Here is a 25,683-nt window from a genome sequence, read left to right as displayed (position 1 = left end):
GATGATCACTGGGACGAGTTCGGTCCCGGCGCGGTCGGCATCGGCTGGGAACTGGGCATGCTCGCCTTGTCCCAGTACCTTCCGGCGGGACGGCTCGGCGCCGTCCGTCTCCGCCGCGGGCCGTCCCTCGTGGACGTAGAAGCCGTGGCCCGTCTTGCGCCCGAGCAGGCCGGCGGTGACGAGCTCGCGCAGCAGCGGGGACGGGGCGTGCCGCCGGTCGCGGGACTCGGCGTACACGGCCTCCAGCACCTCCAGGCAGGTATCGAGGCCGATGAGGTCCATCAGGGTGAAGGGGCCCATCGGCAGCCCGGCGCCGGCCGTCATGGCGGTGTCGATGTCGTCGCGGGTGGCGTGCCCGGTCTCCAGCATGGTGACGGCCTGGTTGAGGTAGCCGAACAGCAGCCGGTTGGCGACGAACCCGGCGCGGTCGCCGATGGTCACCGGGGTCTTGCCGAGCCCGGACACCAGGGCGGCGACGCGCTCGGCCGCCGCCGGCTCGGTGAGCACGGTGCGGATGACCTCGACCAGCTTCATGACGGGCGCGGGGTTGAAGAAGTGCACCCCGACGATCTTGTGGGGGCGGCCGGTGGTGGCGGCGATGTCGGTGACCGACAGGGAGGAGGTGTTGGTGGCGAGGACGGCGTCGGCGCGGCACACCCGGTCCAGTTCGGCGAACACCCGGCGCTTGAGGTCGAGCCGCTCCGGGACGGCCTCGACGACCAGGTCGCAGTCGCCGAGGTCGGCGAAGTCGGCCGACAGCGCGACCCGGCCGAGGATCTCCTCGCGTGCCTCCTCGGTGAGCCGGCCGCGCTTGACCGCCCGCCCGGTGGAGTTCTCCAGGTGACCGCGGCCGCGGGCCAGCGCGTCCTCGTTCACCTCGATGCCGACGACCGCCAGGCCACCGCGCGCCAGCACCTCGGCGATGCCCGCGCCCATCGTGCCCAGTCCGACGACCCCGACCCTGCTGAAAGAACCACCAGTCATGGAAGGCAGTGTCGCAGAGCGCTCCGATGTTCCAGATGTCGGGTACGACCGGTAGGTGCGCTTTGGAATCTTTCTCCTCACCGCCCGTTTCCCCGGCCAGGACGACGCCGCGGCCCTGGCCCGCACGGTCGAGGCGGCCGTCGCCGCCGAGCGTGCGGGGTTCGACGACGTCTGGCTGGCCGAGCACCACTTCATGTCCTACGGCGTCGTCCCGTCGGCGCCGCTGCTGGCCGGGCACGTCCTGGCGATGACGCGCCGCGTCCACGTCGGGACGGCGGTGAGCGTCCTGTCGAACCAGCACCCGGTGGCGCTCGCCGAGCAGGCGGCGCTGCTGTCGCTGCTGTCGGGCGGCCGCTTCCGGCTCGGCGTCGGCCGCGGCGGGCCCTGGCGGGACCTGGAGGTGTTCGGTACCGGCCTGCGGCGCTACGAGGACGGCTTCGCCGAGTCCCTCGACCTGCTGCTGACCTGGCTGCGCTCGGACCGGGTGTCATGGTCGGGGGAGCACTTCGGCTTCCGTGAGGTTCCCGTCGTCCCGCGCGCGCTTGAACCGCCGCCCGTCATCGTGGCGTGCACATCACCCGCGACGGAGACGCTCGCCGCCGAGCGCGGCCTGCCGATGCTTCTCGGGATGCACGTCGGCGCGGACGAGAAGGCCGCCGCCGTCGCCCGCCACGGCCGCCCCGGACTCCCCCACATCTCCACCCACGTCGCCCAGGTCGCGGACACCCGCGAACAGGCGGTGCGGACCCTGCTGGACCGGATGCCCCCATGGCTCGGCCCCGGCCTGGAGGGCTACGTGCCCGTGGACGACCGCCGCCGCCCCCCGCGCGACCCCGCGGGCTACACGCGCCGCATGTGCGACCTGCATCCCGTCGGCTCACCGGAGGACTGCGTCGCGTCCCTCGTCGCCACGGCCGAGCGCACCGGCATCCGGCATCTCATCCTGCTCGTCGAGGGCGCCGGTTCCCGCGAGGCCACCCTGGACAACATCGCGCGCCTGGGCGCCGAGGTCCTTCCCAAAGCACGGGCCGCCCTCGACTGAGAGGACGCCGACGCGGAACGGCGCGCGGGACGCAGGCGAGGGTCTCCACCCCCCTGCGTCCCGCGCGCCGCCGCCTCAGCAGTCGCGAAGCTCCGGGGACTGGTTGAGGATCTGCTCACGGACCGTGACGAACTCCCGGTACGCGGCCGAGTCGCCGGACGGGAACACCGCCACCCGGTGACAGTTCTGAAAGGCGAGCCGGACGCCGAAGTACCGCTCCAGCGACCCGCGCATCGCGTCGCTGGCCAGCACGCGCAGCAACTGCCCCCGCGCCTGCTCGTCCGGGGGAGGCATGAGGTTGTCGGCGAACTCACCGCCGTCCACCTGCAGCCGCGCCACCAGACCGCTGATCGTCTCCCACGCGTAGGGAAGTGACGATCTGATGCATTCCACGAACTCCGCGTCGCCGACCTCGCCCTGCCGCGCCGTTTCGAGGAGTTCCGGGGACACGTCGAGGGACATGCCTGTTCCTTTCGTCGGATGCACCCACCTCCCGCGACGCTAACCACGCGTTACGAAGAATTCCAGGGCTTGACAGTGTCCGGCCCGCGGCCGGAACCGCGCCCACCGGGGCGCTCTCGACGCCGTCCGGACCAGGCCGTCCAGATGTTGAGACGGCCCGGTCAGTGAACCCGGGCCGCGTTCGAGGTGGACCGGGTGGGCGCGACGGCGCCCGGACGGGAGGCGCCGGGGCGGCGGGCCAGCCGGGCGGCGGCGCGCTCGGCCCGCTCCGCCCAGAACTCGCGGGCCCGCCGCGCCGTCCGGGCGTCGCGGGCCGCGGCGCCCTCGGCGCGCAGCTCACGGGCCCGCTCTCGCATGATCGAGTGCATGATGTCGCTGTGGAACACGGCCCCTCCTCCGTCTGATGGGCACCTACCGGGCCCGACATCGTCCAGGTTCGTCCTAAGGCACCCCCTCGCACATGGGGACGACGCCCTAGATACGACGGAGCGTCCTGACTTAGCGGACCGTTCCACTATCTGAGCCGTCTGTCCGAGGGCTCCGGCACACTTCCGGGCATGAGCGACGGAAATCCTCTGGCGGGACTGGACGAGGTCGACTGGGCGGGTCTGCGGCACGCCTACGGGCCGGCCGGAGACGTCCCGGACCAGTTGCGGGCACTGCGCTCGCCCGACGCGGACGAGCGCGCCACGGCGCTCGGCGCGCTGTACGGCAACATCTTCCACCAGGGCAGCTGCGGCGCTCCTGGGCCGACTTCACCGCGCGCCTGCGCTTCGCCGAGGCCGAACTCGCCGCCTACGACGCCGTGCGCGCCGGGCTGGCCGTGGTCCGCCGCCTGCTCGGCGACCCCGGCGCCGGCGTGCGCGCCGCCGCCGCGTACACGCTCGCCTGGTTCCCCGAGGAGGCCGCCGCCTCGCGTCCGGCGCTGCGCGCCCTGATCGCCGCCGAGACCGAACCCGGCGTCCTCGCCAACGCCGCCGTCGCGGCCGGGCTGCTGGACGACCACGACCTCGTCCCCTGGCTCCGCGAGGTCCTGGCGGGCGAGGCGCCCCTGCCGCGCCGCGCCGCCGCGGTCGCGCTCGCCCGCCTCGGCGCGACCGACGCCGACATCGTCGCCGGGCTGGCCGAGGCGAGCACCGCCGAGCCCGTCCCGCCCGTCCACTTCTACATGGGCGACCTGCGCGGATACGCGGCCTCGACACTCGCCGCGCTCGCCGGGGACGTGCCGCCGGAGGCCGCCGACGCCGTCCTGGACGGGCTGTCGCGCACCACCGGCGTCTGGTCCTTCCCGATGGCCGCCGCGGCGCTCCGGATCGCGTTCGGGGAACCGGCCCCCGCGCTCGCGCCGTTCGCCGGACTCACCCGCCTGCAGCGGCGGACGGTCGGCGTCCTCGCGAACCTGCCCGCCGAGACGTGGCAGTGGGTGAACTTCTCGGAGATCGTGCGCGAGTGGGGCCTGCCCGGCGACCGGGACGCGTTCCGCGCCTACGCCGAGATCGGATGAACTCCGGCGGCCGGTCGCTTCCGGCGCGGGAGGTCACGGGCGTCGCTAGGGTGGGGCACCGTGCGTCTCGTTATCGCCCGCTGCAGCGTCGACTACGCCGGCAAGCTCACCGCCCACCTGCCCATGGCCCCCCGGCTCGTCCTGATCAAGGCCGACGGCAGCGTCAGCATCCATGCCGACGACCGCGCCTACAAGCCGCTCAACTGGATGAACCCGCCCTGCACGCTGCGCGAGGAGCCCTACGCGGAGAACGGCGCCGTCGCCCGCTGGACGGTCACGCACGGCAAGTCGGGCGAGCGGCTGATCCTCACCATCGAGGAGGTGCTCCACGACACCAGCCACGAGCTGGGAGCCGACCCCGGGCTCCGCAAGGACGGCGTGGAGGCGCACCTTCAGGAACTGCTCGCCGAGCACATCACCACGCTCGGGGACGGCTGGTCCCTGATCCGCCGCGAGTACCCCACCGCCATCGGCCCCGTCGACATCCTGTGCCGGGACGCCGACAGCGCGACCGTCGCCGTGGAGATCAAACGGCGCGGCGAGATCGACGGCGTCGAGCAGCTCACCCGCTACCTCGAACTGCTCAACCGCGACCCCCACCTCGCGCCCGTCCGCGGCATCTTCGCCGCCCAGGAGATCAGGCCCCAGGCCAAGGTGCTCGCCCTCGACCGCGGCATCCACTGCGTGACCCTCGACTACGACGCCCTCCGAGGCATCGAGCACGAAGGGACGTTGTTTTAGTTCAAGCCCGGCCCACTGCGCTCGCCTGGCGGCTCGCTTCGTGACCGTGCTTGTGCGAGCGCGAATCGCTTCGCGATCTTCCCGGCGGGGCTCGCCTCCGGCTTTGCCCCGCCGGTCAGGGCGCGCGCTCGCGTGACGGCTCAGGTCGGCTCCTCCGGCGGCTTACGCGGTCGTTGATGTTCGGTTGATGCCCTGGTGGTGCGGGTCAACGGTGCGGCAGGTGTCCTTGGGGGCGGGCATCATGGCGGGATGACTCTTCATGCGACCGGCACCTTCGACATCGACGCGTGGGACGCCGAGAAGCCCTATGACGAACAGGGCGGCAACAAGCTGACCCGTGTGCACGTCCGCAAGACCTTCCACGGCGACCTCGTGGGCACGAGCACCACCGAGCTGATCACGGTGGAGTCCGCGGCCGGGCCCGTCGCCTATGTCGCGGTCGAGCACGTCCAGGGGATCCTGCACGGCAGGGAGGGCACGTTCGTCCTGCAGCACAGCGCGGGAAGCGACGACGGGACGCCCGACACGCAGTGGCTGCGCTGGCTGATCGTCCCCACCTCCGGCACGGGGGAACTGGCCGGCCTGCGCGGCTCCGGAAAGATCACCGTGGGCGACGACGGCGCCCACACCTGGGAACTGGAGTACACGCTGGACTGATGCGCGGGCCCGCCCGGAGCGACCGCACGCGAACCCGGCGGTAATCTTCGGGCATGCCCCCCGTCGGCGTGGCCCGGGCCACCGCCGATGACAGCGCGGCCGGGCGGGTCCCGCGCCGTTCTGTTCCGGATCACCATCGCGCCGGGCGCCGGCTCCGGCGGCTGACACGAACCGTACGGACGGGGCGGTAGCGTCGGGGTGCATTCGGGACGGGGCGAGAGGAACGCGGAGAAGATGACGATGGGGGCCGTACCCGGGAGGCGTGACCGCTCCGCGGTCCAGCCGAGCCCGGTGTTCCTGGCGATCGTGGCGTTGACCGTGCTGTGCGGCCTGGTCGCCTGGCGGTACGGGACGAACCTGGAGCGGCCCGGACGGATCGCGGTGTTCGGCTTCGTGATCGCGGGCTGGATCCTGTCGCTGTCCCTGCACGAGTTCGGGCACGCCTACCTGGCCTACCGGTCCGGGGACCGGAGCGTCGCGACCCGCGGGTACCTGACGCTGAACCCGGTGAAGTACTCCGACGTCACGCTGAGCTTCCTCATCCCGCTGGTGTTCATCCTGCTCGGCGGGATCGGGCTGCCCGGCGGCGCCGTCTGGATCGACCGGCACGTGATCCCCGGCCGGATCCGGCACAGCCTGATCTCGGCGGCCGGGCCGCTGGCCAACGCGCTGTTCGCCGTCATGCTGGCGGTGATCTTCAAGAACTTCGCCGACGGCTCCCACGCGCTGTTCTGGTCGGGGCTGGCGTTCCTGGCGTTCCTCCAGGTCACCGCGGCGCTGCTCAACCTGCTGCCGATCCCCGGCCTGGACGGCTTCGGGATCGTCGAGCCGTACCTGCCCCGCCGGTGGGTGGAGCAGGCCAACGCCTACGGCGGCTATATGTTCCTGGGGCTGATCGCCCTGCTGTGGCTCGGCCCGGTCAACAACGCGTTCTTCAACGCGGTGTACAACCTCACCGACGCGCTGGGCCTGGGCGAGTTCCCGTTCCACGTCGAGGGCGCGGCGGCCATCGACCACTTCCCGATCGAGCTCGGCCACTACCTCTTCCAGTTCTGGCGCAGCTGACCGGGCTCACCACGCTCCTCCCGGGAGGTCCTCATGTCCGTGACCGTGGAAGGCGCCGGCACGTTCGCGTCTCTGAACCCCGCCACCGGGGAGGTCGTCGCCGAGCATCCCGTGCACGACGACGCCGCCGTGGCCGCCGCCCTCGGCCGGGCCCGGGAGGCGGCCCACTGGTGGGGCGCGCTGGGCTGGAAGGAGCGCCGCGTCCGGCTGCTGAACGTCAAGGGCTCGCTGACCCGCAACCTCGGCCGGATGGCCGAGCTCGTCCACCAGGAGACCGGCAAGCCGCTGAAGGACGCCCAGCTCGAGATCATCATGGCGGTCGCGCACCTCGACTGGGCCGCCCGCAACGCCGCGAAGGTGCTCGGGCCGCGCTCCGTCCGGCCGGGCCTGATGGCGCTCAACCAGCGGTGCCTGCTGGAGTACCGGCCGCTCGGCGTCGTCGGGGTCATCGGCCCGTGGAACTACCCGGTGCTGACCCCGATGGGCTCGATCGCCTACGCGCTCGCCGCCGGGAACGCCGTGGTGTTCAAGCCGTCGGAGTACACCCCCGGCGTCGGCGAGCTGCTGGCCGGGATCGTCGCCGGCGTCGTCCCCGAGCACCCCGTCCTGCAGACGGTCACCGGCCGCGGCCCGACCGGCGCCGCGCTCGCCGCCTCGCCCGCCGTCGACAAGATCGCCTTCACCGGCTCGGCGCGCACGGCCCGGCGCGTGATGGCGGCCTGCGCCGCCAACCTCACCCCGATCGTCGCCGAGTGCAGCGGCAAGGACGCCTGCCTCGTCGACGCCGACGCCGACCTCGACGCCGCCGCCGACGCGGTGCTGTGGGGCGCGATGTCCAACGCGGGCCAGACCTGCATCGGCGTCGAGCGCGTCTACGTCGTCGACGAGGCGTACGAGGCGTTCCTCGGGAAACTCGCCGACCGGGCCCGTGGTCTGCGCCCCGGGTTCGACCGCGAGGCCGACTACGGCCCGATCACCATGCCCGCGCAGCTCGACGTGATCGAGCGGCACATCGGCGACGCGCTCGAACGCGGCGGCGAGGCGGTCGTGGGCGGCGCCGCGTCGGTCCGCCGGCCCTACGTCGATCCGGTCGTGCTCACCGGCGTCCCGGACGACGCCGCCGCCGTCCGCGAGGAGACCTTCGGTCCCACCGTCACCGTCCACCGCGTCAAGGACCTCGACGAGGCGGTCGAGAAGGCCAACGCGACCGGCTACGGTCTCGCCGGGACGGTCTTCTCGGGCAGCCGGTCGCGGGCGCTGGACGCCGCCCGGCGGATCCGCTCGGGCATGACCTCCATCAACTCCTTCGCCTCGTTCGTCCAGGTCGCGGCACTGCCGTTCGGCGGGGTGGGCGAGTCGGGATTCGGCCGCGTCCACGGCGCGGACGGCCTGCGCGAGTTCGCCCGCCCCAAGGCCATCACCCGGCAGCGGTTCGCGACGGGGAACCTCACCTCCTTCGCCGGCACCGACAAGGACATGGCCCGCGTCCTCGGTCTCGTCACCCTGCTGCACGGCCGCCGCCACAGGCGCTGACGCGCACCATCGCGAGCGCCGCCGCGTGCGCCGCGGAGGGCGGGGGCGTGTCCACCGACTGTCCGTCGGGTGAATTCCGGTGCGGCCGCGACCTCTTAGTGATCTTCTGGAGCGATACTGCGCGGACGAACTGCCCGCAGGCGCCAAGGAGACCCATGAGGACCCCCCGCCCGATCCTCGGCGCGACCGCGCTCGCCGCCGTGCTCACCCTGGCCGGCTGCGCGTCGGGCGGATCCGGCTCGTCCCACGGGCCGGACCGCGGCGCCGGTGCCTCCACGGCTCCGGCCACGCGGCCCGGCGAGGACCGCCGCCCGGCGATCGCCTCGGTCCTGTCGACGCCCGCCGGGAACGATCCACAGGTGAAGGTGGACCTCGTCGGCCTGAACCGGCTCGGCTCCGCGCACGTCGTCGTCCAGCTGCGGGTGACCAACCCCGCCGCGCAGGACATCGACCTCGGTCCCCGGCTCCAGGAGACGAACGACGGGGGCCCGGCCGGGCCGGACGGCATCGCGCTGGTCGACCCGGCGGCGCGCCGTCTCCTCGGGCCCTACCGCCAGGCCGGCGGCGGGGGATGCCTGTGCTCGCCCAAGCGCGACGACTCCGGCTGGTACGCCCGCGCCGGCGGGTCGCTGAGCCTGTTCGCGGTGCTGCCCGCGCCGTCCGGCGGCGCGGCGACGACGACCGTGTACACCCCGCTGGCCCGGCCGTTCGTGAACGTCCCGATCAGCGCCGCGGCACCGGTGCCGCCGCCGGGCGAGCGGATCCCGAACCCGGACGGCATGCGGCTGGAGACGGTCAGCCACCCCATCGACGCCCGCTCGGAGTCCCTCGACGGGGCACAGGAGATCCACGACGACGGCGGCGACGTGCAGGTGAACCTGTCCGCCGACGTGCTGTTCCAGCTGAACAAGGCGGATCTGACACCGCGCGCGGAGGCGCTCCTCAAGACCGCCGCGCAGCAGATCGACGCCTCCCCCGGCGGCACCGTCAAGGTCGAGGGCCACGCCGACTCCAGCGGAACCGACGCCATCAACGACCCGCTGTCGCAGAAGCGCGCCGACACCGTCAAGAACCGCCTCACCGCCCTGGTCACCCGGACCGGCGTCGCCTACGACGCCAAGGGGTACGGCTCCAGCCGCCCGCTGTGGTCCAACGAAACCGACGAGGGCCGGCGCCGCAACCGCCGGGTGACGATCTCCTTCCCCCGGCCGCAGCGACCCGGGACCCCGCAGGTCCCGGCCGGCGGCACCGCCGCGCCCGCCGGGCAGGCGGGCCCCGTCACCGCCAAGGACGGCGAGGGCAAGACGACGATGCGGGCCGAGGCCCTGGCCGTCCAGCCCATCGGCGGCGACTACGGCGTCCTGACCTACCGCGTCACCAACGAGGGTGACGCGCGGGCCGAGATCCCGGGCCTGAGCAGGGACGACGAGTGGATGAAGCTCCGTTTCATCGGCGCCGCCAGCGCCTCCCTCGTCGACCCGGCCGCCCGGATGCGCTACCCGGCGGCGCGGTTCCTGCTGGGCACGGGCTTCCGCTCGGCCCTGTGCCTGTGCACCGGAACGGCCGGCATCCGGCTCGGCGCGGACATCCTCGCGCCGCACACCGCCAGGGAGTTCTGGTCGGTCGTGAAGCTCCCGCCGGGCGCCACCAGCACGAGCGTGGACCTCGGCGCCTTCCCCCGGATCGCCGGCGTCCCGATCCGCTGAGCCCCTCCTAAGACCCCGGCGTCCGGTCTAAGGCGGCCTAAGGCGATCCGGGCGTCCCAGATAAGGCTTCGTCCCGATGTGAGGGGTGGGGCCTTAGGACGAACCTTGTACATGTCGGGCCAAGAGGGACCGGCACGAACAAGGAGAAGCATCATGATCCGTCCGGAGTTCACCAAGGACCTCGTGAAGGACCGGGTGAAGGAGCTGCGCGCCGAGGCCAGGAACGCCCGCCGGGCGCGGCTGGCCAAGGCGCTCAAGCGGTGACGCCGCTCGCCTGTACGAACCGGCACACGCCCCCGTCGCGAGACGGGGGCGTTTCCTTTCTCATCCCCGGATCATCGCCGCGGCCCGTTCGGCGATGGCGATGGTGGGGGCGTTGGTGTTCCCCCGGGGGACGGCCGGCATGACCGAGGCGTCCACCACGCGCAGGCCGTCGACACCGCGCACGCGCAGTTCGAGGTCGCAGACGGCGTCGTCCCCGCCGCCCATGGCGCAGGTGCTCGTCGGGTGGAACAGCGTGGCGCACTCGCGCCGGACGAAATCGGCCAGGTCCTCGTCGGACACCACGTGCTCGCCCGGGGCGTGCTCGCCGCTCAGGAGCGAGGCGAGCGGCCCGCAGGCCGCGATCCGCCGGGCCTGGCGGACCCCGGCGACGAGGATGTCCAGGTCGGCCCTGTCCGCGAGATAGGCGGGATCGATCAGCGGTTTGGCGTACGGGCTGGCCGAGCGCAGGGTCAGCGAGCCGCGCGCGGCGATGGCGACGGCGGTGACCAGCACCGACAGCAGACGTTCGGACGGCTCGACGAGGCCCTGGTCGACGAACGGGGTGGGCAGGACGTGGTACTGCAGGTCGGGTGCGGGCAGTCCGTCGGCCGTGCGGGCGAACCCGCCCGCCTCCGCGATGTTGGACGCGTACGGGCCGCGGCCGAGCGCGGCGTGCAGCACGAGCGCGCGGGTGCCCACCAGCTCCCAGAGCGACTTGGTCCGGGGCGCGGCGAACATGACGTTGACGAACGGGTGGTCTTGCAGGCCCTGCCCGACCGGGGCGTCCACGAGCACGTCGATGCCGTGCGAGCGCAGGTGGTCGGCGGGCCCGATCCCCGACAGCATCAGCAGCTGCGGGCTGTTCACGGCGCCGCCGGAAAGGATCACCTCGGCCTCCGCGCGGGCCTCGGCGGTCGCGCCGCGAATCTCGTAGCGGACGCCCACCGCGCGGCCCTTCTCGATCAGGACGCGGGTGGCGAGCGCGTCGGTGACGACGGTGAGGTTGGGCCGTCCCTCCGCCGGGCGCAGGTAGCCCGCGGCGGTCGACCAGCGTCTCCCGCGCCGGTGGGTGACCTGATAGAAACCCACTCCGTCCTGGTCCTCGCCGTTGAAGTCGGAGTTGGCGGCCAGCCCGTACGCCTTGGCCGACTGCACCCAGGCACGGGTGAGCGGGTGCTTGTAGCGGAGGTCCTCCACCCGGAGGGGGCCGCCCACCCCGTGGTGGGGCGTCTCGCCCCGCTGCTGGTCCTCGGCGCGGCGGAAGTAGGGCAGGAGGTCCGAGTAGCCCCAGCCCTCGCAGCCGTAGGCGTCCCGCCAGGTGTCGTAGTCGTACCGGTGTCCCCGGATGTAGATCATCGCGTTCGTGGACGAGCTGCCGCCGAGGGTGCGGCCGCGCGGCCAGTAGACGCTGCGGCCCGCGGCGTGCTCCTGCGGCGTCGTCCCGTAGTCCCAGTCGTAGGGCCCCTTGATCAGCGTGGCCACGGCCGCCGGGATGTGGATCTCGGGGGCGTCGTCGGGAGGGCCCGCCTCCAGCAGCATGACCTTCGTGCCGGGGTCTTCGGTCAGCCTCGCGGCGAGCACGCAGCCCGCGCTGCCGGCTCCCACGATGATGTAGTCGTACACGGCGGCCTCCGGGGGTCGGCCGACACCCTACCGAGCCGTCCTCGGAAAGCCGCGGGCTAGGGTGACCGGCATGGCGAAGAACAGGGAGACCCCCGTCGTGCTGTCGCGGATCTACACCCGGACCGGCGACGACGGCACCACCGCGCTCGGCGACGCGTCCCGCACCCGCAAGACCGACCCGCGGCTCGCCGCCTACGCGGACGTCGAGGAGGCCAACGCCGCCATCGGCGCCGCGGTCGCGCTCGGCTCACTGCCCGAGCCGCTGGTCGCGCTCCTGACCCGGATCCAGAACGAGATGTTCGACGTGGGCGCGGACCTGTGCGCGCCGGTGGTGCCCGAACCGGAGTACCCGCCCCTGCGGGTCGAGGCGTCCTACGTCGAGCGGCTGGAGGCGGCCTGCGACGAGCACAACGCCGAATTGCCCCCGCTGCGGAGCTTCATCCTGCCCGGTGGAACGCCCGGCGCGGCCCTCCTGCACGTCGCCCGGACCGTCACGCGGCGGGCCGAGCGGTCCGCCTGGGCCGCCCTAGAGGCGCACGGCGCCGCGGCGGACCAGGACCCGGACGCCGCCGAGGGCGGTGTCAACCCGCTGACGGCCCGCTACCTCAACCGCCTCTCCGACCTCCTTTTCATCCTGTGCCGGGTCGCCAACTCCGAGCGGGGCGACGTTCTGTGGAAGCCCGGTGGGGAACGCTGACCTGGGCCGGAGGTAGGGCTAGCCCCACCTCCGGAACACGGGTCCGCCACCTGGCGGCCCGGCGCGTCTCCCGGGAGGCTTGTCCCGGTACGGGGCGAGCGACTTGGGGAGACTGCGACGTGAGGACCTTGATCGGCACAGCGGTACCGGCGCTGCTGGCGGCCGTGGTCGCCTGCGCGGCGGCCGGGTGCGGCCTCGAGGTCGGGCGGCACAAGGAGACGCGCACCTACACCGCGCCGAACGGGGTGACCGCGCTGAAGGTGCGGGCCGGCACCGGGCGGGTCGAGATCGTGGCGTCCGACTCCCCCGGCATCGAGGTGCGGGAGAAGCTGACCTGGACCAACCGGCACAACAAGCCGAAGCCGCGGCACGAGACCACGGACGGCACGCTGTCACTGTCGGCCCAGTGCGCCGGCAGCATCATCGGGCCCGGTGGCTGCGGCATCGCCTACCACGTCCGGGTGCCGCGCTCGGTGAACGTCGACGTCGAGAACGGCGACGGGCCGGTGTCGGCGTCCGGCAACGCCGGGACGGTGCGCCTCGTGACGCGCACCGGCGCGGTCTCCGCCTCGGACCTGCGCACCTCCGCGCTGACGGCCGAGAGCGGCGACGGCGTGCTGCGGGTCTCGGGCCGGGCGACCACCGCCGACCTGCGCACCCGCACCGGGTCCATCACCGCGACGAACCTGGTCAGCGACCGGCTGAACGTGCGGACCGGCGACGGTCACATCCGGCTCACCGGCCGCGCCCGCACGGTGCAGCTGCGCGCCCGCAGCGGCCCCATCGACGCCGACGGGCTGGCCACCGACCGGATCGTCGCGCGCACCGGCGACGGCGACGTCCTGCTCGGCCTGACCGTCCCGCCGCAGGACGTGCGGGCCGTGACGAACACCGGCTCGGTCCGGGTCCGGCTGCCGCGCGGGGAGCGCTACGCCATCAGCCTGTCCAGCAGGACGGGTCACCAGCGGATCGACGACGCCCTGCACCGCGACTCCGAGGCCAAGAGGCGCGTCGACCTGTCCACGGGCGACGGCGACATCACCGTCACGCCCGCCTGACGGGTCCGCCGGCGGCTCCTGCCGGTCCTCGCCCCGCCCCGCGTCCGGCGAAGATCTTCGAAACCCGCCCGCACCGCGGCCACCGGCTGCATCATGTCCTGTGAAGCAGGAGAGGACGGCATGACCAGATGAACAGACTCGCCGGTGCGGCCTTCGCGGCGGCCGCCGCGATCACCACCGTCGCCGGCTGCGGGCTGAGCTTCGGCGCCACGACCGACCATGAGAACCGCGCCTACCGGGTCGCCGACCCGATCACCCGGCTCCGGCTGCGCGGTCCCGCCGCGAACGTGGAGATCACCGGCGCGGACGTCCGGAAGGTCACCGTCAAGGAGCGGCTCGACTTCACCGAGCACCGGCGGCCGCTCTCCCAGCACGGCGTGTCCGGCGGCGAGCTCTCGCTGAGCTACCGGTGCCCCGACAGGTTCATCGTCGGTACCCGGAGCTGCGGTGTCAGCTACCGGATCCAGGTGCCCCGCGGCACCGCCGTGGACGTCGCGACGCGGGCCGGAACCGTCCGGATCAGCGGGCTGACCGCGGCCGTCACCACCGAGGTCGGCGCGGGCACGACGCGTCTCACCGACGTGCGCGGCCCGCTGCGGCTCTCCGCCGGCACCGGCGCGATCACCGGTACCGGGCTGCGCTGCGCGTCGGGTGACGAGGTGCGCGTGCGCGCCAGGGTCGGGGACGTCGAGCTGTCCTTCGCCGTCCCGCCCGGCGTCGTGGACACCGCGGCGGGCAGCGGCACCACCCGTATCCGGGTCCCGTCCGGGCTCCCCTACGCGGTACGGGCCGACGCCGACATGGGCTCCGAGCGGATCGGAGTCCGCCACGACCCCGCCGCCCCCCACCGCATCCATGCCCGCTCCACCACCGGCGACATAGCGATCCTCCCCGCCTGACCCCCACAGAGAAACGCCCCCCGGGACGGTGAGCCCGCGGCAAAACCCTAGCCACCAACCGGCATGGGACCCGAACCATGGTCCTCAGCCGTCACGCGAGCGCGCTACCTGAGCGGCGGGGCAATGCCGAAGGCGAGCCCCGCCGGGAAGATCGCGAAGCGATTCGCGCTCGCACAAGAACGGTCAGGTGCGAGCCGCTAGGCGAGCGCCTGGGCCGGGCTTGCAATCAATCCGTATGCAGGTCGACGGGGAAGCCGGGGGGCGCGGCCTCCAGCCACGCCAGGAAGCCGGTCAGCGCCGCCGCGCCCATCGCCAGCTCCACGACCAGGTCGCCGTCCCTGACCTCGATGATGCCGACGTCGGGGAGGAGCCCCTCGGCCTCGCCGGGCTCGGGGTCGCGCCGGTTGGATATGACAAGGCCCCGGCGGTGGATCACCTGCCGGGGCCTCCTGCGGAAACCGAACACGCGGTGCCAGTGCAGCACGTCGCCCTTGTAGCGCCCGATGCCGAGCCTCCAGGCGCCGGGCGCGCCCTCCCGGGGCAGGACGCGCAGGCTGCACTCGACCGTGCCGCCGCCGCGCGTGAACAGCCAGCGGCGGGCCGTCATCACGGCGAAGACCAGCGCCGCCACCAGGACGACGGCGGCGAGCACCCCGCCCGCGTCCAGTGCCAGGTGCCCGCCCAAGTCCCCCCGCCGTCCGCTCGAAACCTAGGCCTCGATGCCCGCCGCGCGCAGCCGCGCGCGGGCCCGGCGCTCGGCCGTCGCGTCCTCCTCGCCGGCGGCGAGCGCGTTCTCCAGCGCCCGCCTGGCGTCCTCCACGACGATCTCGTCGCTCAGCTCGGCCTGCTCGGCCAGCACCGACACCTCGTCGGCCGCCACGGAGAAGAAGCCGCTGCCGACCATGGCGGTGACCATCTCGCCGCCGTCGGCCGGCTCGATCTTCACCACGCTGCCGTCGAGGAGGACGCCCAGCACCGGGGCGTGGCCCGGCAGGATGCCGAGCGAGCCCTCGATGGTCTGGGCGACCACCATCTTGGCCTCGCCGGACCAGATCTCGCGCTCCGGCGAGACGAGCCCGACCTTCAGGGTTGCCACTGTCTAACCTCCGAATACTGGAGCGGTTCCGGTGGGCAGCCCGGGGAAACGTCCCCGGGCGGCCCACCGGAGCGGACTACTTCTCCAGCTCCTTGGCCTTCTTCTCGACGTCCTCGATGCCACCGCACATGAAGAACGCCTGCTCGGGGAGGTGGTCGTACTTGCCCTCCGCGAGCGCCTTGAAGGAGGCGATCGTCTCGTCCTTCGGCACGGTCACACCGGGCTGGCCGGTGAACTGCTCGGCCACGTACATCGGGTGCGACAGGAAGCGCTCGATGCGCCGCGCCCGCTGGACGGTGACCTTGTCCTCTTCGGAGAGCTCGTCGATGCCGAGGATCGCGATGATGTCCTGCAGTTCCTTGTACTTCTGCAGGATCCGGATCACTTCCTGGGCGACGGAGTAGTGCTCGTTCCCCAGGATCTGCGGGTCCATGATCCGCGAGGTGGAGTCGAGCGGGTCCACCGCCGGGAAGATGCCCTTCTCGGAGATGCTCCGCGCCAGGGTGGTGGTGGCGTCCAGGTGCGCGAACGTGGTGTGCGGCGCCGGGTCGGTGATGTCGTCGGCGGGCACGTAGATCGCCTGCATGGAGGTGATCGAGTGACCGCGCGTCGAGGTGATCCGCTCCTGGAGCACGCCCATCTCGTCCGCCAGGGTCGGCTGGTAGCCCACCGCGGACGGCATGCGCCCGAGCAGCGTGGAGACCTCCGAGCCGGCCTGGGTGAACCGGAAGATGTTGTCGATGAACAGCAGCACGTCCTGGTTCTGGACGTCGCGGAAGTACTCCGCCATCGTCAGCGCGGACAGCGCGACCCGCAGCCGGGTGCCCGGCGGCTCGTCCATCTGGCCGAAGACGAGGGCGGTGTCCTTGAGGACGTTCGCCTCCTCCATCTCCACCCAGAGGTCGTTGCCCTCACGGGTGCGCTCGCCGACGCCGGCGAACACCGAGGTGCCGCCGAAGTTGCGGGCGACACGGCGGATCATCTCCTGGATGAGGACGGTCTTGCCCACACCCGCGCCGCCGAACAGGCCGATCTTGCCGCCCTTGACGTACGGGCACAGCAGGTCGATGACCTTGATGCCGGTCTCCAGCATCTCGGTCTTGGACTCCAGCTGGTCGAACGGCGGGGCCTTGCGGTGGATCCCCCAGCGCTCGTTCACACTGAGGGACGCCGTCGGGACGTCGAGCGCCTCGCCGAGGGCGTTCCACACGTGGCCCTTGGTGATGTCCCCGACCGGCACGGCGATGGACTCGCCGCTGTCGGTCACCGGGGCGCCGCGGACCAGGCCGTCGGTCGGCTGCATGGAGATCGCCCGGACCATGTTGTCGCCCAGGTGCTGGGCGACCTCGAAGGTCAGGGTCTTCTCCTCGCCGCCCAGCGCGACCTGGACGTTGAGGGCGTTGTAGATCTCCGGGATGGCGTCGGCGGGGAACTCCACGTCGACGACCGGGCCGATGACACGGGCGACGCGCCCGGTCGCGGTCGCCGTCTCTACCTGAGCAGTCATTTCACTCCCCGCCAGAATCGGCGAGCGCGTCAGCGCCACCGACGATCTCGCTGATTTCCTGGGTGATGGCGGCCTGCCGCGCCTGGTTCATCTGGCGCGTGTAGACCCCGATCAGTTCATTGGCATTGTCGGTCGCCGACTTCATCGCTCGCCGGACCGACGCGTGGAACGACGCCGCCGACTGCAGCAGCATGTGGAAGATGCGGCTCTCGACGTAGTTGGGCAGCAGCAGGTCGAGCGCCGCCTGCGCGGACGGCTCGAACTCGTAGGCCGGCGGGACGGTGCCGTCCTTGCCCTTGCCGTCCTCGATCTCCAGCGGCATCAGCCTGCGCACCTGGACCGACTGGGTCAGCATCGAGACGAACTCGGTGTAGACCACGTGGATCTCCCCGACCCCGCCCTCGGCGTCGGTCTTGAGGAAGTCCTCGGTGAGCCTGCGGCCGATCCGCTCCGCGTTCGCGAAGTCGGGCCGGTCGCTGAACCCGTGCCAGGTCTCGGCGACCTCGCGGTCACGGAACCGGTACCAGGTGATGCCCTTGTTGCCGACGACGTAGGGTACCGGCTCGCGGCCCTGCTCGCGCAGCGACCTGATCAGCGCCTCGCCCTCGCGGATCACGTTGGCGTTGTAGGCGCCGCAGAACCCGCGGTCGCTGGTGATGATGAGCACCGCGCTGCGGTTGTCGGTCGGCTGCTCGTGCAGCAGCGGATGGTCGATCCCGACGTGGTGGCTCACCAGGGCCGACAGGGCCTGCGTGATCTGGTCGGCGTACGGCTTGGAGGCCGCCACCGCCTGCTGGGCCTTGACGATCCGCGACGTGGCGATCATCTCCTGGGCGCGCGTGATCTTGGCGGTCGACTTGACCGTCTTGATCTGCTGCCGGAGTTGACGAAGCTGTGCGGCCATGGCCGATCAGCCCTTCTTGACGCGGGTGATCGTCTCCTGCTCGACGGCCTCGTCCTCGATCGCCTCGACGGGCTCCTCCGCGCCCAGCAGGTCGCCCTCGCTGGTCTGGAAGCCCTTCTTGAACTCCGTGATGGCGTTCTTGAGGCTGGTGAGTCCGTCGTCGGAGAGCTGACCCGTCTCGCGGATGGCGGTGAGCAGGCCGCCCTCCTCGCGCTCGACGTGGTCGAGGAACTCCTGCTCGAAGCGGCGGATGTCGGCCACCGGCACGTCGTCCAGCTCGCCGGAGGTCCCCGCCCACACGGACACGACCTCCTTCTCCACCGGGAAGGGGCTGCCCTGCGGCTGCTTCAGCAGCTCGACCAGGCGCGCGCCGCGCTCCAGCTGGGCGCGGGACGCGGCGTCCAGGTCGGACGCGAAGGCCGCGAACGCCTCCAGGTCACGGAACTGCGACAGCGCCAGGCGCAGCGTGCCGGCGACCTTGCGCATCGCCTTGACCTGCGCGGAGCCGCCGACGCGGGAGACCGAGATACCGACGTTGATCGCCGGGCGGACGCCCTGGTTGAACAGGTCCGTCTCCAGGAAGCACTGCCCGTCGGTGATCGAGATGACGTTCGTCGGGATGTAGGCCGACACGTCGTTGCCCTTGGTCTCGATGATCGGCAGACCCGTCATCGAGCCGGCGCCGAGCTCGTCCGACAGCTTCGCGCAGCGCTCGAGGAGCCGCGAGTGCAGGTAGAAGACGTCACCGGGGTAGGCCTCGCGGCCCGGCGGGCGGCGCAGCAGCAGCGACACCGCGCGGTACGCCTCCGCCTGCTTCGACAGGTCGTCGAAGACGATCAGGACGTGCTTGCCCTGGTACATCCAGTGCTGGCCGATCGCCGACCCGGTGTAGGGGGCGATGTACTTGTACCCGGCCGGGTCGGACGCGGGCGCCGCCACGATCGTGGTGTACTCCAGCGCGCCGGCCTCCTCCAGGGAGCGGCGCACGTTGGCGATCGTGGAGCCCTTCTGGCCCACCGCGACGTAGACGCAGCGGACCTGCTTGCTCTCGTCGCCGGACTCCCACGCCTCACGCTGGTTGATGATGGTGTCCACGGCGACGGTGGTCTTGCCCGTCTGCCGGTCACCGATGATCAGCTGGCGCTGGCCGCGGCCGATCGGGGTCATCGCGTCGATCGCCTTGATGCCGGTCTGCAGCGGCTCGCCGACCGACTGGCGCTGGACGACGGTGGGGGCCTGCAGTTCGAGCGCGCGGCGCTCGGTGGTCTCGATCGGGCCCTTGCCGTCCAGCGGGTTGCCCAGCGAGTCCACGACGCGGCCGAGGAAGCCGTCGCCGACGGGGACCGAGAGGACCTCACCGGTCCGGCGGACCTTCTGCCCCTCCTCGATCTTGCTGAAGTCACCCAGGACAACGGCGCCGATCTCGCGTACGTCCAGGTTCAGAGCCAGGCCACGGGTACCGTCCTCGAACTCCAGGAGTTCGTTCGCCATCGCGGAGGGCAGGCCCTCGACGTGGGCGATACCGTCGCCGGAATCGACGACGGTGCCGACCTCTTCGCGCGCGGCGGCCTCAGGCTCGTACGACTGGACGAAGCGCTCCAGCGCGTTCCGGATCTCATCCGGACGGATCGTCAGCTCCGCCATGATTCCTCTCTTGCTCCCTTTGGGGTCAGCTCGGCCGGCTCAGCCGGTGCCGAGCCGACGGCGGACATCGTCCAGCCGTCCGGCGATCGTGCCGTCGATGATCTCGTCCCCGATCTCGATCGACAGGCCGCCGATCGCCGTGGGGTCGATCTCGATGTTCAGGTGTACCTCGTGGCCGTAGGCGGCGGCGAGCACCGCGGCGAGCCGCGTGCGCTGCCCCTCCGACAGCTCGCCCGGGGTGCGCACCAGCGCGACCAGGCGCTCCCGGCGCTGCGCCACGATCCGGCCGTGGTCGGCGAGCCCGGACTCCAGGCTACGTCCCCGCGGCCACAGCACCAGCTCGGTGACCAGGGCCAGCGTGGACGGCGTGACCTTGTCGGCCAGCAGCGCCTCGACCAGGCCGAGCTTGCGCTCGTCCGGCAGCCCCGGCCCGGCCAGGGCGCCGCGCAGCGCGGCCTCGCCCTCGACGACCCGGGAGAACCGGAACAGCTCGTCCTCCAGGTCGTCGATGCGGTCGTCGGCCTCGGCGCGGGCGGCCTCGGCGGTGACCGCGAGGGTCTCCACCGCGTCCGACAGCTCCGAGGGCCGCGACCAGCGCAGCCGGACGACGTCGGCGACCAGCCCGAGAGCGGCCGGCGACACCTTGCCCTCCAGCAGGATCCGGACGAGCTGCGCCTTGTCGGCGCCGTCCCGCGCCGGGTCGGAGATCGCCCGCCGCAGGCCGTGCTCGCGCTCGATCAGGTGCAGCACCGAGAACAGGTCGCCGCCGAGCCCGGCCAGGTCGGCGTCGCCCGAGGCCAGCACGGCCTCGAAACGCTCCCTCGCCTCGGCCAGCGACGCCCTGCTCACCGCTCCCGTGATGGTCATGAGGTGATCTGCTCCTGCGTCCGGGCGCGCTCCTCGAGCTCCTCGAGGAACCGGTCGACCACCCGGCTCTGGCGGGCGCTGTCCTCCAGGGACTCGCCCACCACGCGGCCGGCCAGCTCGACCGACATCGCGCCGATCTCGGTCCGCAGCGACTGCAGCGCCTGCTGGCGCTCCGCCTCGATCTGGGCCTTGGCGGCCTCGATGATGCGGCGCGCCTCGGCCTGGGCCTGCTCCTTCATCTCCGCGATGATCTGAGCGCCCTGCTCCTCGGCCTTCTTGCGCAGCTTGGACGCCTCGAGCTGGCCGTCCTTCTGCTGCGCCTTGTACTGCTCCAGCGTCTGGCGGGCCTCCTCCTGCGCCTGCTCGGCGCGGAGAAGACCGCCCTCGATCGCGTCGGTGCGCTCCTGAAGAGTCTTCTGGATGCGCGGCGTGAGGATCTTGCCGACGACGATGAGGACGACCACGAAGGAGAAGATCCCGACGACGAGCTCGTACGGGTGCGGAACGAGGGGGTTGTTGTCCTCCGCCGCTAGAACGGAAGCCGCTGTGATCATGTCTGCAGCCCTTCCTCAGGTATGGCCCTTGCTCAGACGCTCTTGAAGAGGAACGGCGCGACCAGGCCGATCAGGGCCAGCGCCTCGGTGAGGACGAAGCCCAGCATCATGTTGGTGCGGATCACGCCGGTGAGCTCGGGCTGGCGGGCGATCGCGTTCACGCCCTGGCCGAAGATGATGCCGACACCGATGCCCGGGCCGATGGCCGCGAGGCCGTACCCGATCGCGGTGACGTTGCCTTCGACGGCGGCGAGGACTCCCGTCATGGGTTCTTTCCTTTTCTGTCGGCCGGCGGAGTGTCCGCCGGTCTGGCTTCTCGAGGTGGTTCGTTCGGACCCGCGCGCCGGGGGACGGCACCGCGGGACCGGGGGCCTAGTGGTCCGCGTGCAGGCCGCTCTGGATGTACATGGCGGCGAGCATCGTGAACAGGAACGCCTGCAGGAACTGGATGAACATCTCGAACGCGGTCATCACGCAGGTCATGATCACGCCGATGATGCCGACGCCGAATCCGAGGGGCGTGGGCTTCTCGAAGAGGAACCAGAAGCCGACGAGGCTGAAGAACGCCAGGATCATGTGACCGGCGAACATGTTGGCGAAGAGCCGCACCGCGTGCGTGAAGGGCGCCAGGATGAAGGTCGAGAGGTACTCGATCGGCACCAGCAGCACGTAGATGGGCTTGGGCAGCCCCTTGGGGATCATGTCCGTGAAGTACTTCAGACCCTGGTGCTTGATGCCCAGGTAGACCTTGATGAAGTAGACGCTCAGCGCGAGGACGACCGGGAACGCGATGTGCGAGGCGATCGGGAACTGGATGATCGGAATGACCGAGAAGATGTTCCAGGTCCAGATGAGGAAGAACAGGGAGAGCAGCATCGGCATCCACTGCTCGGTGTTCTTGCCGAGGAACGGGCGCCCGATCTGGTCGCGCACGAAGACGTAGCCGACCTCGCCGACGTTCTGGATGCCCCGGGGCACCAGTTTCGGATTGGCGAACGCGCTCCAGCAGAAGGCGCACACGACCAGCGTGCCGAAGACGGCGAAGAAGACGGGCTTGGTGAGCCAGGCCGGGCCGCCTGCGAACAGGGGGGGAAAGTCGAAGAGCTCGGGACCCGGGGCCTCGAACTCCTTCCCTCCGGAGGCGAGGACCGTCAGCGCGTTCACGCGGCGTTCCCTTCATCAATGTGGTGATGGATCACGAAGGCTTCCTCGGCGGCGGGGCCGCTCAGAGGGAATGGCGACCGTACTTCAGGTAGATCAGGTAGATGGCGAGCACGACGCCGATGACCACGCCGATCGGGGTGAAGTAGACCACGCCCGTCCACTTGGCCAGCAACCAGCCCAGACCACCCCAAATAGCCATCCCGGAGAGAAGATAGCTGGGCGCGGACCAGGCGGCGTCGGCGAACTCCCGCTGACCGTCCTCCGGCCGACGCTTCTGCTCGCTCATCGCGCTCCGGACGATAGCAGGCCATCCCGGCGGTGGTCATATTGGAGTAGTCCACGACGACGGGCACCGTCCGTGCGCGCGCCATCACGGACTCCGGTCGAGCGCGTTCTCAGGCTCGTCAATGTAGGGCCTCCCTCGCTGCAGGGCGACGCGGAACTCGGCGGCGATCCAGATCAGGGCGAGCCCGACGACCGTCCAGCCGAAGACCGTGGTGTCCCAGATCGAGACGCCGTCCATGGTCGTGACCAGCACCATCACGGCGAGGATCTTCACCATGTAGCTCGCGAGCGCGGCCAGCATCATCGTCTGCGAGGAGACCTTCGCGGCCCACGAGACCGCGAGGGCGCTGACCGAGAAGAAGGCGATCACCACGACGGTGGCCAGCGCCGCCGCCAGGGCGCCCTTGGCGCCGGCGGCCAGCAGGCCGATCAGTACGGCACCCACCCCGACCAGCCCGGTCGGGATCGCGGCGCCGCGGAGTATCCGGGCGTCGGAAGATTGCATGAGGGCTCCGGCTGGTCACGTTCAGTGGTCGTCTCTTGTTCGTGAAAGGTATCACAAGCGTCCGGAATGTCCACAATTACCCTAGAGGTAACGCCTCGGCCGGGCGTCGGCCTCGCTCCGGGGGGCACGCTCGCACCCCGGACTTTAACCCAGGTCACCGCACCGATTCCGCGGAACGGCCCGGACGCGCCGCCGCCGTGCGGGCCGGAGGGGAGACCGGGAGGCCGGACACGCGGCGTGACCGGTGCGCGGGATCTCCACTCTCTACCCAGGAAAGCCCGTCCCACACAGCCTGCCCGAGCCGTTCGGCCAACCGTCACGCCCCGGCCATCTGCCGCGCCCCCGACGATACCCGAAGGTCAGGGGTGAATCCGCAGGTCAGACGGGCATTCGCGGGCGTTCGGGGGTACGGTCGCCGGCGCCGGTTCCGACCTCGGCGCCCGCGCGGCGGCCGCGGCGGCGCGGCACGTTCAGCATCAGCAGCATCCCGGCGACCGCGACCACGAGCGTCACCCCGAGGGTGAGCCAGGCGGCGTCGAACCAGGCGAGCGAGACCATCCCGGCGCCGAGCAGGCCCACCCAGAAGTACATGATCAGCACGGCCCGGCGGGTGGAGTGGCCGAGCTCCAGCAGCCGGTGGTGCAGGTGCTGCTTGTCCGGCGAGAAGGGCGAGCGGCCCTGGTTGGTGCGCCGCCAGACCGCGAGCACCATGTCCATGAACGGGACCGCCGCCACCGCCGGGACCAGCAGCAGCGGCACATAGAACGGGAAGAGCCCGTTGGCCAGGACCGCCGGGTCGAACCGCCCCGTCAGCATGATCGTGGAGGCGCTGAGCAGCAGCCCGATCAGCATCGAGCCGGTGTCGCCCATGAAGATCTTGGCGGGGCTGAAGTTGTGCGGCAGGAACCCCACGCACATACCGAACAGGATCGCCGCGGTGAGCGTGGCGCCGCTCAGCGTCGTCATCCCGTGGGTCTTCGACAGCAGGTAGGCGTAGATGAACAGGGCCAGCGCGGCGATGCCGACGACGCCCGCGGCCAGCCCGTCCAGGCCGTCGATGAAGTTGACCGCGTTGATCGTGGCGACCACGACCAGGACGGTCAGCGGCACCCCGTAGCCCGGCGGCAGCGACACCGACTCGCCGTTCGGCAGCGGGATCACGTAGATCTGGATGCCCTGCATGATGAAGATCCCGGCGGCGGCGACCTGGCCGGCGAACTTGGTGAGGGCGTCCACCTCCCACCGGTCGTCGGCGATGCCGATCAGCACGATGAGCCCGCCCGACATCAGCAGCGCCCGGCCCACACTGATCTCGCTGTCGCCGAGGACCTTGCGCATCTCCGGCAGCCCCGAGGCGACCACCAGCGCGGCCACCATCCCGCCGAACATGGCGAGGCCGCCCAGCCGGGGCGTCGGGATCACGTGCACGTCGCGGTCGCGGGGCACGGCCTGCGCGCCGAACCAGACGGCGAACCGGCGCACGGTCGGGGTCAGCAGATAGGCGACGAGGGCGGCGACCAGGATCGTGAGCAGGTATTCCCGCACGCCCCCGTGCCCCCTTCCACCGGTCTCGCCCGCCGCCCGCGGGCCGTCCGTCCGCGCGAACGTGCCCGTTCGCGCGCCCGCTACCCGGGTAGACGCCCGCCCGGGACGATCGGTTCGTCCCGCGACCGATCAACTCTAATCCTCTCCGGCCGCGCCCGCTGCTAGTTGGGCGGACCCGGGCCGGCGCGCGCACGCGATCGCGGCCCCCATGATCATCATGGCGAGCCCGGCCGCGCACCGGTCCCCCAGCGAGAACGCCCAGGGACCGTGGGCCAGGACGTCGTCACCGGCGTCGGCGATCGTCAGCAGCGCGCCGCAGGCCAGCAGCACCCCTCCGGTACCCCGGCGCGGTACCGGCCGGCGGGCCGCCAGCGCCACCGCGCCGAGGGCGAGCGCGAGCGCCGCCGTCCCCGGCCAGGTCCCCGCCCAGTGCGGCGGGGCGTACCGGGGCGCCGCGACGGCGACGGCCCGCTTCGGCAGCCGGACCCGGACCGTCATGCCCTCGTGGGGGCGCAGCCCGCTCTGGGTGAAGTCGACCGCGTACGGCCCGTCGCGGTCGCGCGCGCAGCGGGTGGTCAGCCCGGGGTTCCCGGCCCGGCACCCCGCGTGCCGCAGCGGCATCGGCGCCTCCACCCGGACGGCCGCGTTCGCGATCGGCACGTCCCAGGACGTGCCGATCGCGTCCCACACCAGCTCGTCGTGGTCGGCGTAGGGGGTGAACGCCCAGGCCACGTCGTACTCGATCACGTACGCCTGGCGTCCGGTGACCTTGTGGCGGCCGTCCCCGACGCTGATCCGCACGTCGTGCAGCAGCTTGAGGGTCCGGGCGCGCGCCGGGGCGCCGGTCGAGGAACTGGCGCTGATGCCGCGGACGTCGAACAGCCGGTCGGCGTGCCGGAACGGGACGCGGCGCACGATGCCGTGCCCGCCGCCGCGGTCGAAGTCGTAGGTGATGGTCTCCCTGACCTGCAGGATCCCGTCGGTGCGCAGGGTCAGCACGACGTCGAAGGTCGGGATGCTCTCCAGCGGGGCCGGACCCGCCGGGACGGCGCCGCCGGCGGGCGCCGCGAGCAGGACGACCGTCAGCAGCGCGCCCACCAGGGCCACCGGCCCACGGAGACGACCACGCACGTCAGGCATAGTTTCACCGTCGCGGCCCGGTGTCCGCGTAACAAAGCCATTACTCAGCGGATCGTTTCTGTCGATCTCCCCCAGGCTAGCGGCGCCGGACGCTCGCCGGGGACCGGTTTCACCACGTCCCCCGTAGGGTCGTCCTGTGGGGAATCGGGGGAAACGCGAGGTCATCTGGGCGGTGGAGGCGCCGGACGGGCCCGCCGCCGGGCCGCCGGGCACGCCGCCGGCGGACGCGCGGGCGCG

At 71.9% G+C, this 25,683-nt stretch carries 27 protein-coding genes; 10 read left to right on the top strand and 17 right to left on the bottom strand.

The window, feature by feature from the left end:
• Positions 1-984: 3-hydroxyacyl-CoA dehydrogenase family protein (locus E1291_RS22950; protein ID WP_242614318.1), on the bottom strand; the 984-nt coding region annotated here is incomplete at its 3' end.
• Positions 985-1,039: 55 nt separating this feature from the next.
• Here E1291_RS22950 and E1291_RS22945 point away from each other — a divergent pair.
• Complete coding sequence (locus E1291_RS22945; protein WP_131740040.1) at positions 1,040-2,026, top strand: LLM class flavin-dependent oxidoreductase; 987 nt, start codon at positions 1,040-1,042, stop codon at positions 2,024-2,026.
• 75 nt (positions 2,027-2,101) lie between these two features.
• On the opposite strand, the gene E1291_RS22940 is transcribed toward E1291_RS22945, so the two are convergent.
• The gene (locus E1291_RS22940; RefSeq protein ID WP_131740039.1) at positions 2,102-2,488 is read right to left on the bottom strand and encodes an SCO5389 family protein; all 387 of its coding nucleotides are present in this window, start codon (positions 2,486-2,488) and stop codon (positions 2,102-2,104) included.
• Between the two features lie 161 nt (positions 2,489-2,649).
• Positions 2,650-2,874, bottom strand: coding sequence for a hypothetical protein (locus E1291_RS22935; protein WP_131740038.1), 225 nt, complete (start codon positions 2,872-2,874; stop codon positions 2,650-2,652).
• A 419-nt stretch (positions 2,875-3,293) separates the two neighbouring features.
• Here E1291_RS22935 and E1291_RS22930 point away from each other — a divergent pair, with 419 nt between their 5' ends.
• The 6 genes from E1291_RS22930 (at position 3,294) to E1291_RS22905 (ending at position 9,694) form a co-directional block, all read left to right on the top strand.
• Entirely contained in the window at positions 3,294-3,992 is a 699-nt protein-coding gene (locus tag E1291_RS22930) for a HEAT repeat domain-containing protein (RefSeq protein ID WP_242614317.1), read from the top strand.
• A gap of 60 nt (positions 3,993-4,052) precedes the next feature.
• The gene (gene nucS / locus E1291_RS22925) at positions 4,053-4,733 is read left to right on the top strand and encodes an endonuclease NucS (protein ID WP_131740037.1); all 681 of its coding nucleotides are present in this window, start codon (positions 4,053-4,055) and stop codon (positions 4,731-4,733) included.
• A 249-nt stretch (positions 4,734-4,982) separates the two neighbouring features.
• Positions 4,983-5,390 carry a DUF3224 domain-containing protein gene (locus E1291_RS22920; protein WP_131740036.1) on the top strand — a complete coding sequence of 136 codons (408 nt, stop codon included), beginning with the start codon at positions 4,983-4,985 and terminating at the stop codon, positions 5,388-5,390.
• Between the two features lie 240 nt (positions 5,391-5,630).
• Positions 5,631-6,455 (top strand): site-2 protease family protein, encoded by an 825-nt coding sequence (locus tag E1291_RS22915; protein ID WP_242614316.1) that lies wholly within the window; start codon positions 5,631-5,633, stop codon positions 6,453-6,455.
• Between the two features lie 33 nt (positions 6,456-6,488).
• Positions 6,489-7,988 carry an aldehyde dehydrogenase family protein gene (locus E1291_RS22910; protein WP_131740035.1) on the top strand — a complete coding sequence of 500 codons (1,500 nt, stop codon included), beginning with the start codon at positions 6,489-6,491 and terminating at the stop codon, positions 7,986-7,988.
• Positions 7,989-8,143: 155 nt separating this feature from the next.
• Positions 8,144-9,694 (top strand): OmpA family protein, encoded by a 1,551-nt coding sequence (locus E1291_RS22905; protein WP_131740034.1) that lies wholly within the window; start codon positions 8,144-8,146, stop codon positions 9,692-9,694.
• Positions 9,695-10,018: 324 nt separating this feature from the next.
• On the opposite strand, the gene E1291_RS22900 is transcribed toward E1291_RS22905, so the two are convergent.
• A complete protein-coding gene (locus E1291_RS22900; protein WP_131740033.1) occupies positions 10,019-11,581 on the bottom strand; it encodes a GMC family oxidoreductase in 1,563 nt (520 codons plus the stop codon).
• A 70-nt stretch (positions 11,582-11,651) separates the two neighbouring features.
• Between E1291_RS22900 and E1291_RS22895 the strand changes: the two genes are divergently transcribed.
• From E1291_RS22895 to E1291_RS22885, 3 genes are all read left to right on the top strand, one after another.
• Positions 11,652-12,278, top strand: coding sequence for a cob(I)yrinic acid a,c-diamide adenosyltransferase (locus tag E1291_RS22895; RefSeq protein ID WP_131740032.1), 627 nt, complete (start codon positions 11,652-11,654; stop codon positions 12,276-12,278).
• A gap of 119 nt (positions 12,279-12,397) precedes the next feature.
• Positions 12,398-13,336 carry a DUF4097 family beta strand repeat-containing protein gene (locus E1291_RS22890; protein ID WP_165495244.1) on the top strand — a complete coding sequence of 313 codons (939 nt, stop codon included), beginning with the start codon at positions 12,398-12,400 and terminating at the stop codon, positions 13,334-13,336.
• Positions 13,337-13,464: 128 nt separating this feature from the next.
• Entirely contained in the window at positions 13,465-14,235 is a 771-nt protein-coding gene (locus E1291_RS22885) for a DUF4097 family beta strand repeat-containing protein (RefSeq protein WP_131740030.1), read from the top strand.
• A 226-nt stretch (positions 14,236-14,461) separates the two neighbouring features.
• Here the strand turns inward: E1291_RS22885 and E1291_RS22880 are convergent, their stop codons facing one another.
• The 13 genes from E1291_RS22880 to E1291_RS22820 all read right to left on the bottom strand — a co-directional run bounded on the left by E1291_RS22880 (position 14,462) and on the right by E1291_RS22820 (position 25,446).
• Entirely contained in the window at positions 14,462-14,920 is a 459-nt protein-coding gene (locus E1291_RS22880; protein ID WP_131740029.1) for a DUF2550 domain-containing protein, read from the bottom strand.
• Positions 14,921-14,944: 24 nt separating this feature from the next.
• Positions 14,945-15,331: a F0F1 ATP synthase subunit epsilon gene (locus E1291_RS22875; protein WP_131740028.1), complete on the bottom strand. Its 387-nt coding sequence runs from the start codon at positions 15,329-15,331 to the stop codon at positions 14,945-14,947.
• Positions 15,332-15,407: 76 nt separating this feature from the next.
• Positions 15,408-16,838, bottom strand: a complete 1,431-nt coding sequence (atpD, locus tag E1291_RS22870; RefSeq protein ID WP_131740027.1) for a F0F1 ATP synthase subunit beta — start codon at positions 16,836-16,838, stop codon at positions 15,408-15,410.
• 1 nt (position 16,839) lies between these two features.
• Positions 16,840-17,742, bottom strand: coding sequence for a F0F1 ATP synthase subunit gamma (locus tag E1291_RS22865; RefSeq protein ID WP_131740026.1), 903 nt, complete (start codon positions 17,740-17,742; stop codon positions 16,840-16,842).
• A gap of 6 nt (positions 17,743-17,748) precedes the next feature.
• Positions 17,749-19,386, bottom strand: a complete 1,638-nt coding sequence (gene atpA, locus E1291_RS22860; RefSeq protein WP_131740025.1) for a F0F1 ATP synthase subunit alpha — start codon at positions 19,384-19,386, stop codon at positions 17,749-17,751.
• Between the two features lie 39 nt (positions 19,387-19,425).
• Entirely contained in the window at positions 19,426-20,253 is an 828-nt protein-coding gene (locus E1291_RS22855) for a F0F1 ATP synthase subunit delta (protein WP_131740024.1), read from the bottom strand.
• Positions 20,250-20,807 carry a F0F1 ATP synthase subunit B gene (locus E1291_RS22850; protein ID WP_131740023.1) on the bottom strand — a complete coding sequence of 186 codons (558 nt, stop codon included), beginning with the start codon at positions 20,805-20,807 and terminating at the stop codon, positions 20,250-20,252. The genes E1291_RS22855 and E1291_RS22850 overlap by 4 nt, the downstream gene beginning before the upstream one ends.
• Positions 20,808-20,839: 32 nt before the next feature.
• Positions 20,840-21,073: an ATP synthase F0 subunit C gene (atpE, locus tag E1291_RS22845; RefSeq protein ID WP_131740022.1), complete on the bottom strand. Its 234-nt coding sequence runs from the start codon at positions 21,071-21,073 to the stop codon at positions 20,840-20,842.
• 106 nt (positions 21,074-21,179) lie between these two features.
• On the bottom strand, positions 21,180-21,971 hold the full coding sequence (atpB, locus tag E1291_RS22840; RefSeq protein WP_131740021.1) for a F0F1 ATP synthase subunit A: 792 nt from the start codon (positions 21,969-21,971) through the stop codon (positions 21,180-21,182).
• Between the two features lie 61 nt (positions 21,972-22,032).
• Positions 22,033-22,257 carry a hypothetical protein gene (locus E1291_RS22835; protein ID WP_131740020.1) on the bottom strand — a complete coding sequence of 75 codons (225 nt, stop codon included), beginning with the start codon at positions 22,255-22,257 and terminating at the stop codon, positions 22,033-22,035.
• An 84-nt stretch (positions 22,258-22,341) separates the two neighbouring features.
• Entirely contained in the window at positions 22,342-22,761 is a 420-nt protein-coding gene (locus tag E1291_RS22830; protein WP_131740019.1) for a Cg1360 family ATP-synthase-associated protein, read from the bottom strand.
• A 378-nt stretch (positions 22,762-23,139) separates the two neighbouring features.
• Entirely contained in the window at positions 23,140-24,306 is a 1,167-nt protein-coding gene (locus E1291_RS22825) for an MraY family glycosyltransferase (protein ID WP_131740018.1), read from the bottom strand.
• Positions 24,307-24,441: 135 nt separating this feature from the next.
• Positions 24,442-25,446 (bottom strand): DUF2207 domain-containing protein, encoded by a 1,005-nt coding sequence (locus tag E1291_RS22820; protein WP_165495243.1) that lies wholly within the window; start codon positions 25,444-25,446, stop codon positions 24,442-24,444.
• Between the last annotated feature and the right edge of the window lie 237 nt (positions 25,447-25,683).

It is taken from the genome of Actinomadura roseirufa (assembly GCF_900659635.1).
GTDB classification, from domain to species: Bacteria; Actinomycetota; Actinomycetes; order Streptosporangiales; family Streptosporangiaceae; genus Spirillospora; species Spirillospora roseirufa.
Note: the sequence above shows the minus strand (reverse complement) of the source record. Positions and strands in the feature narration are given on the sequence as shown.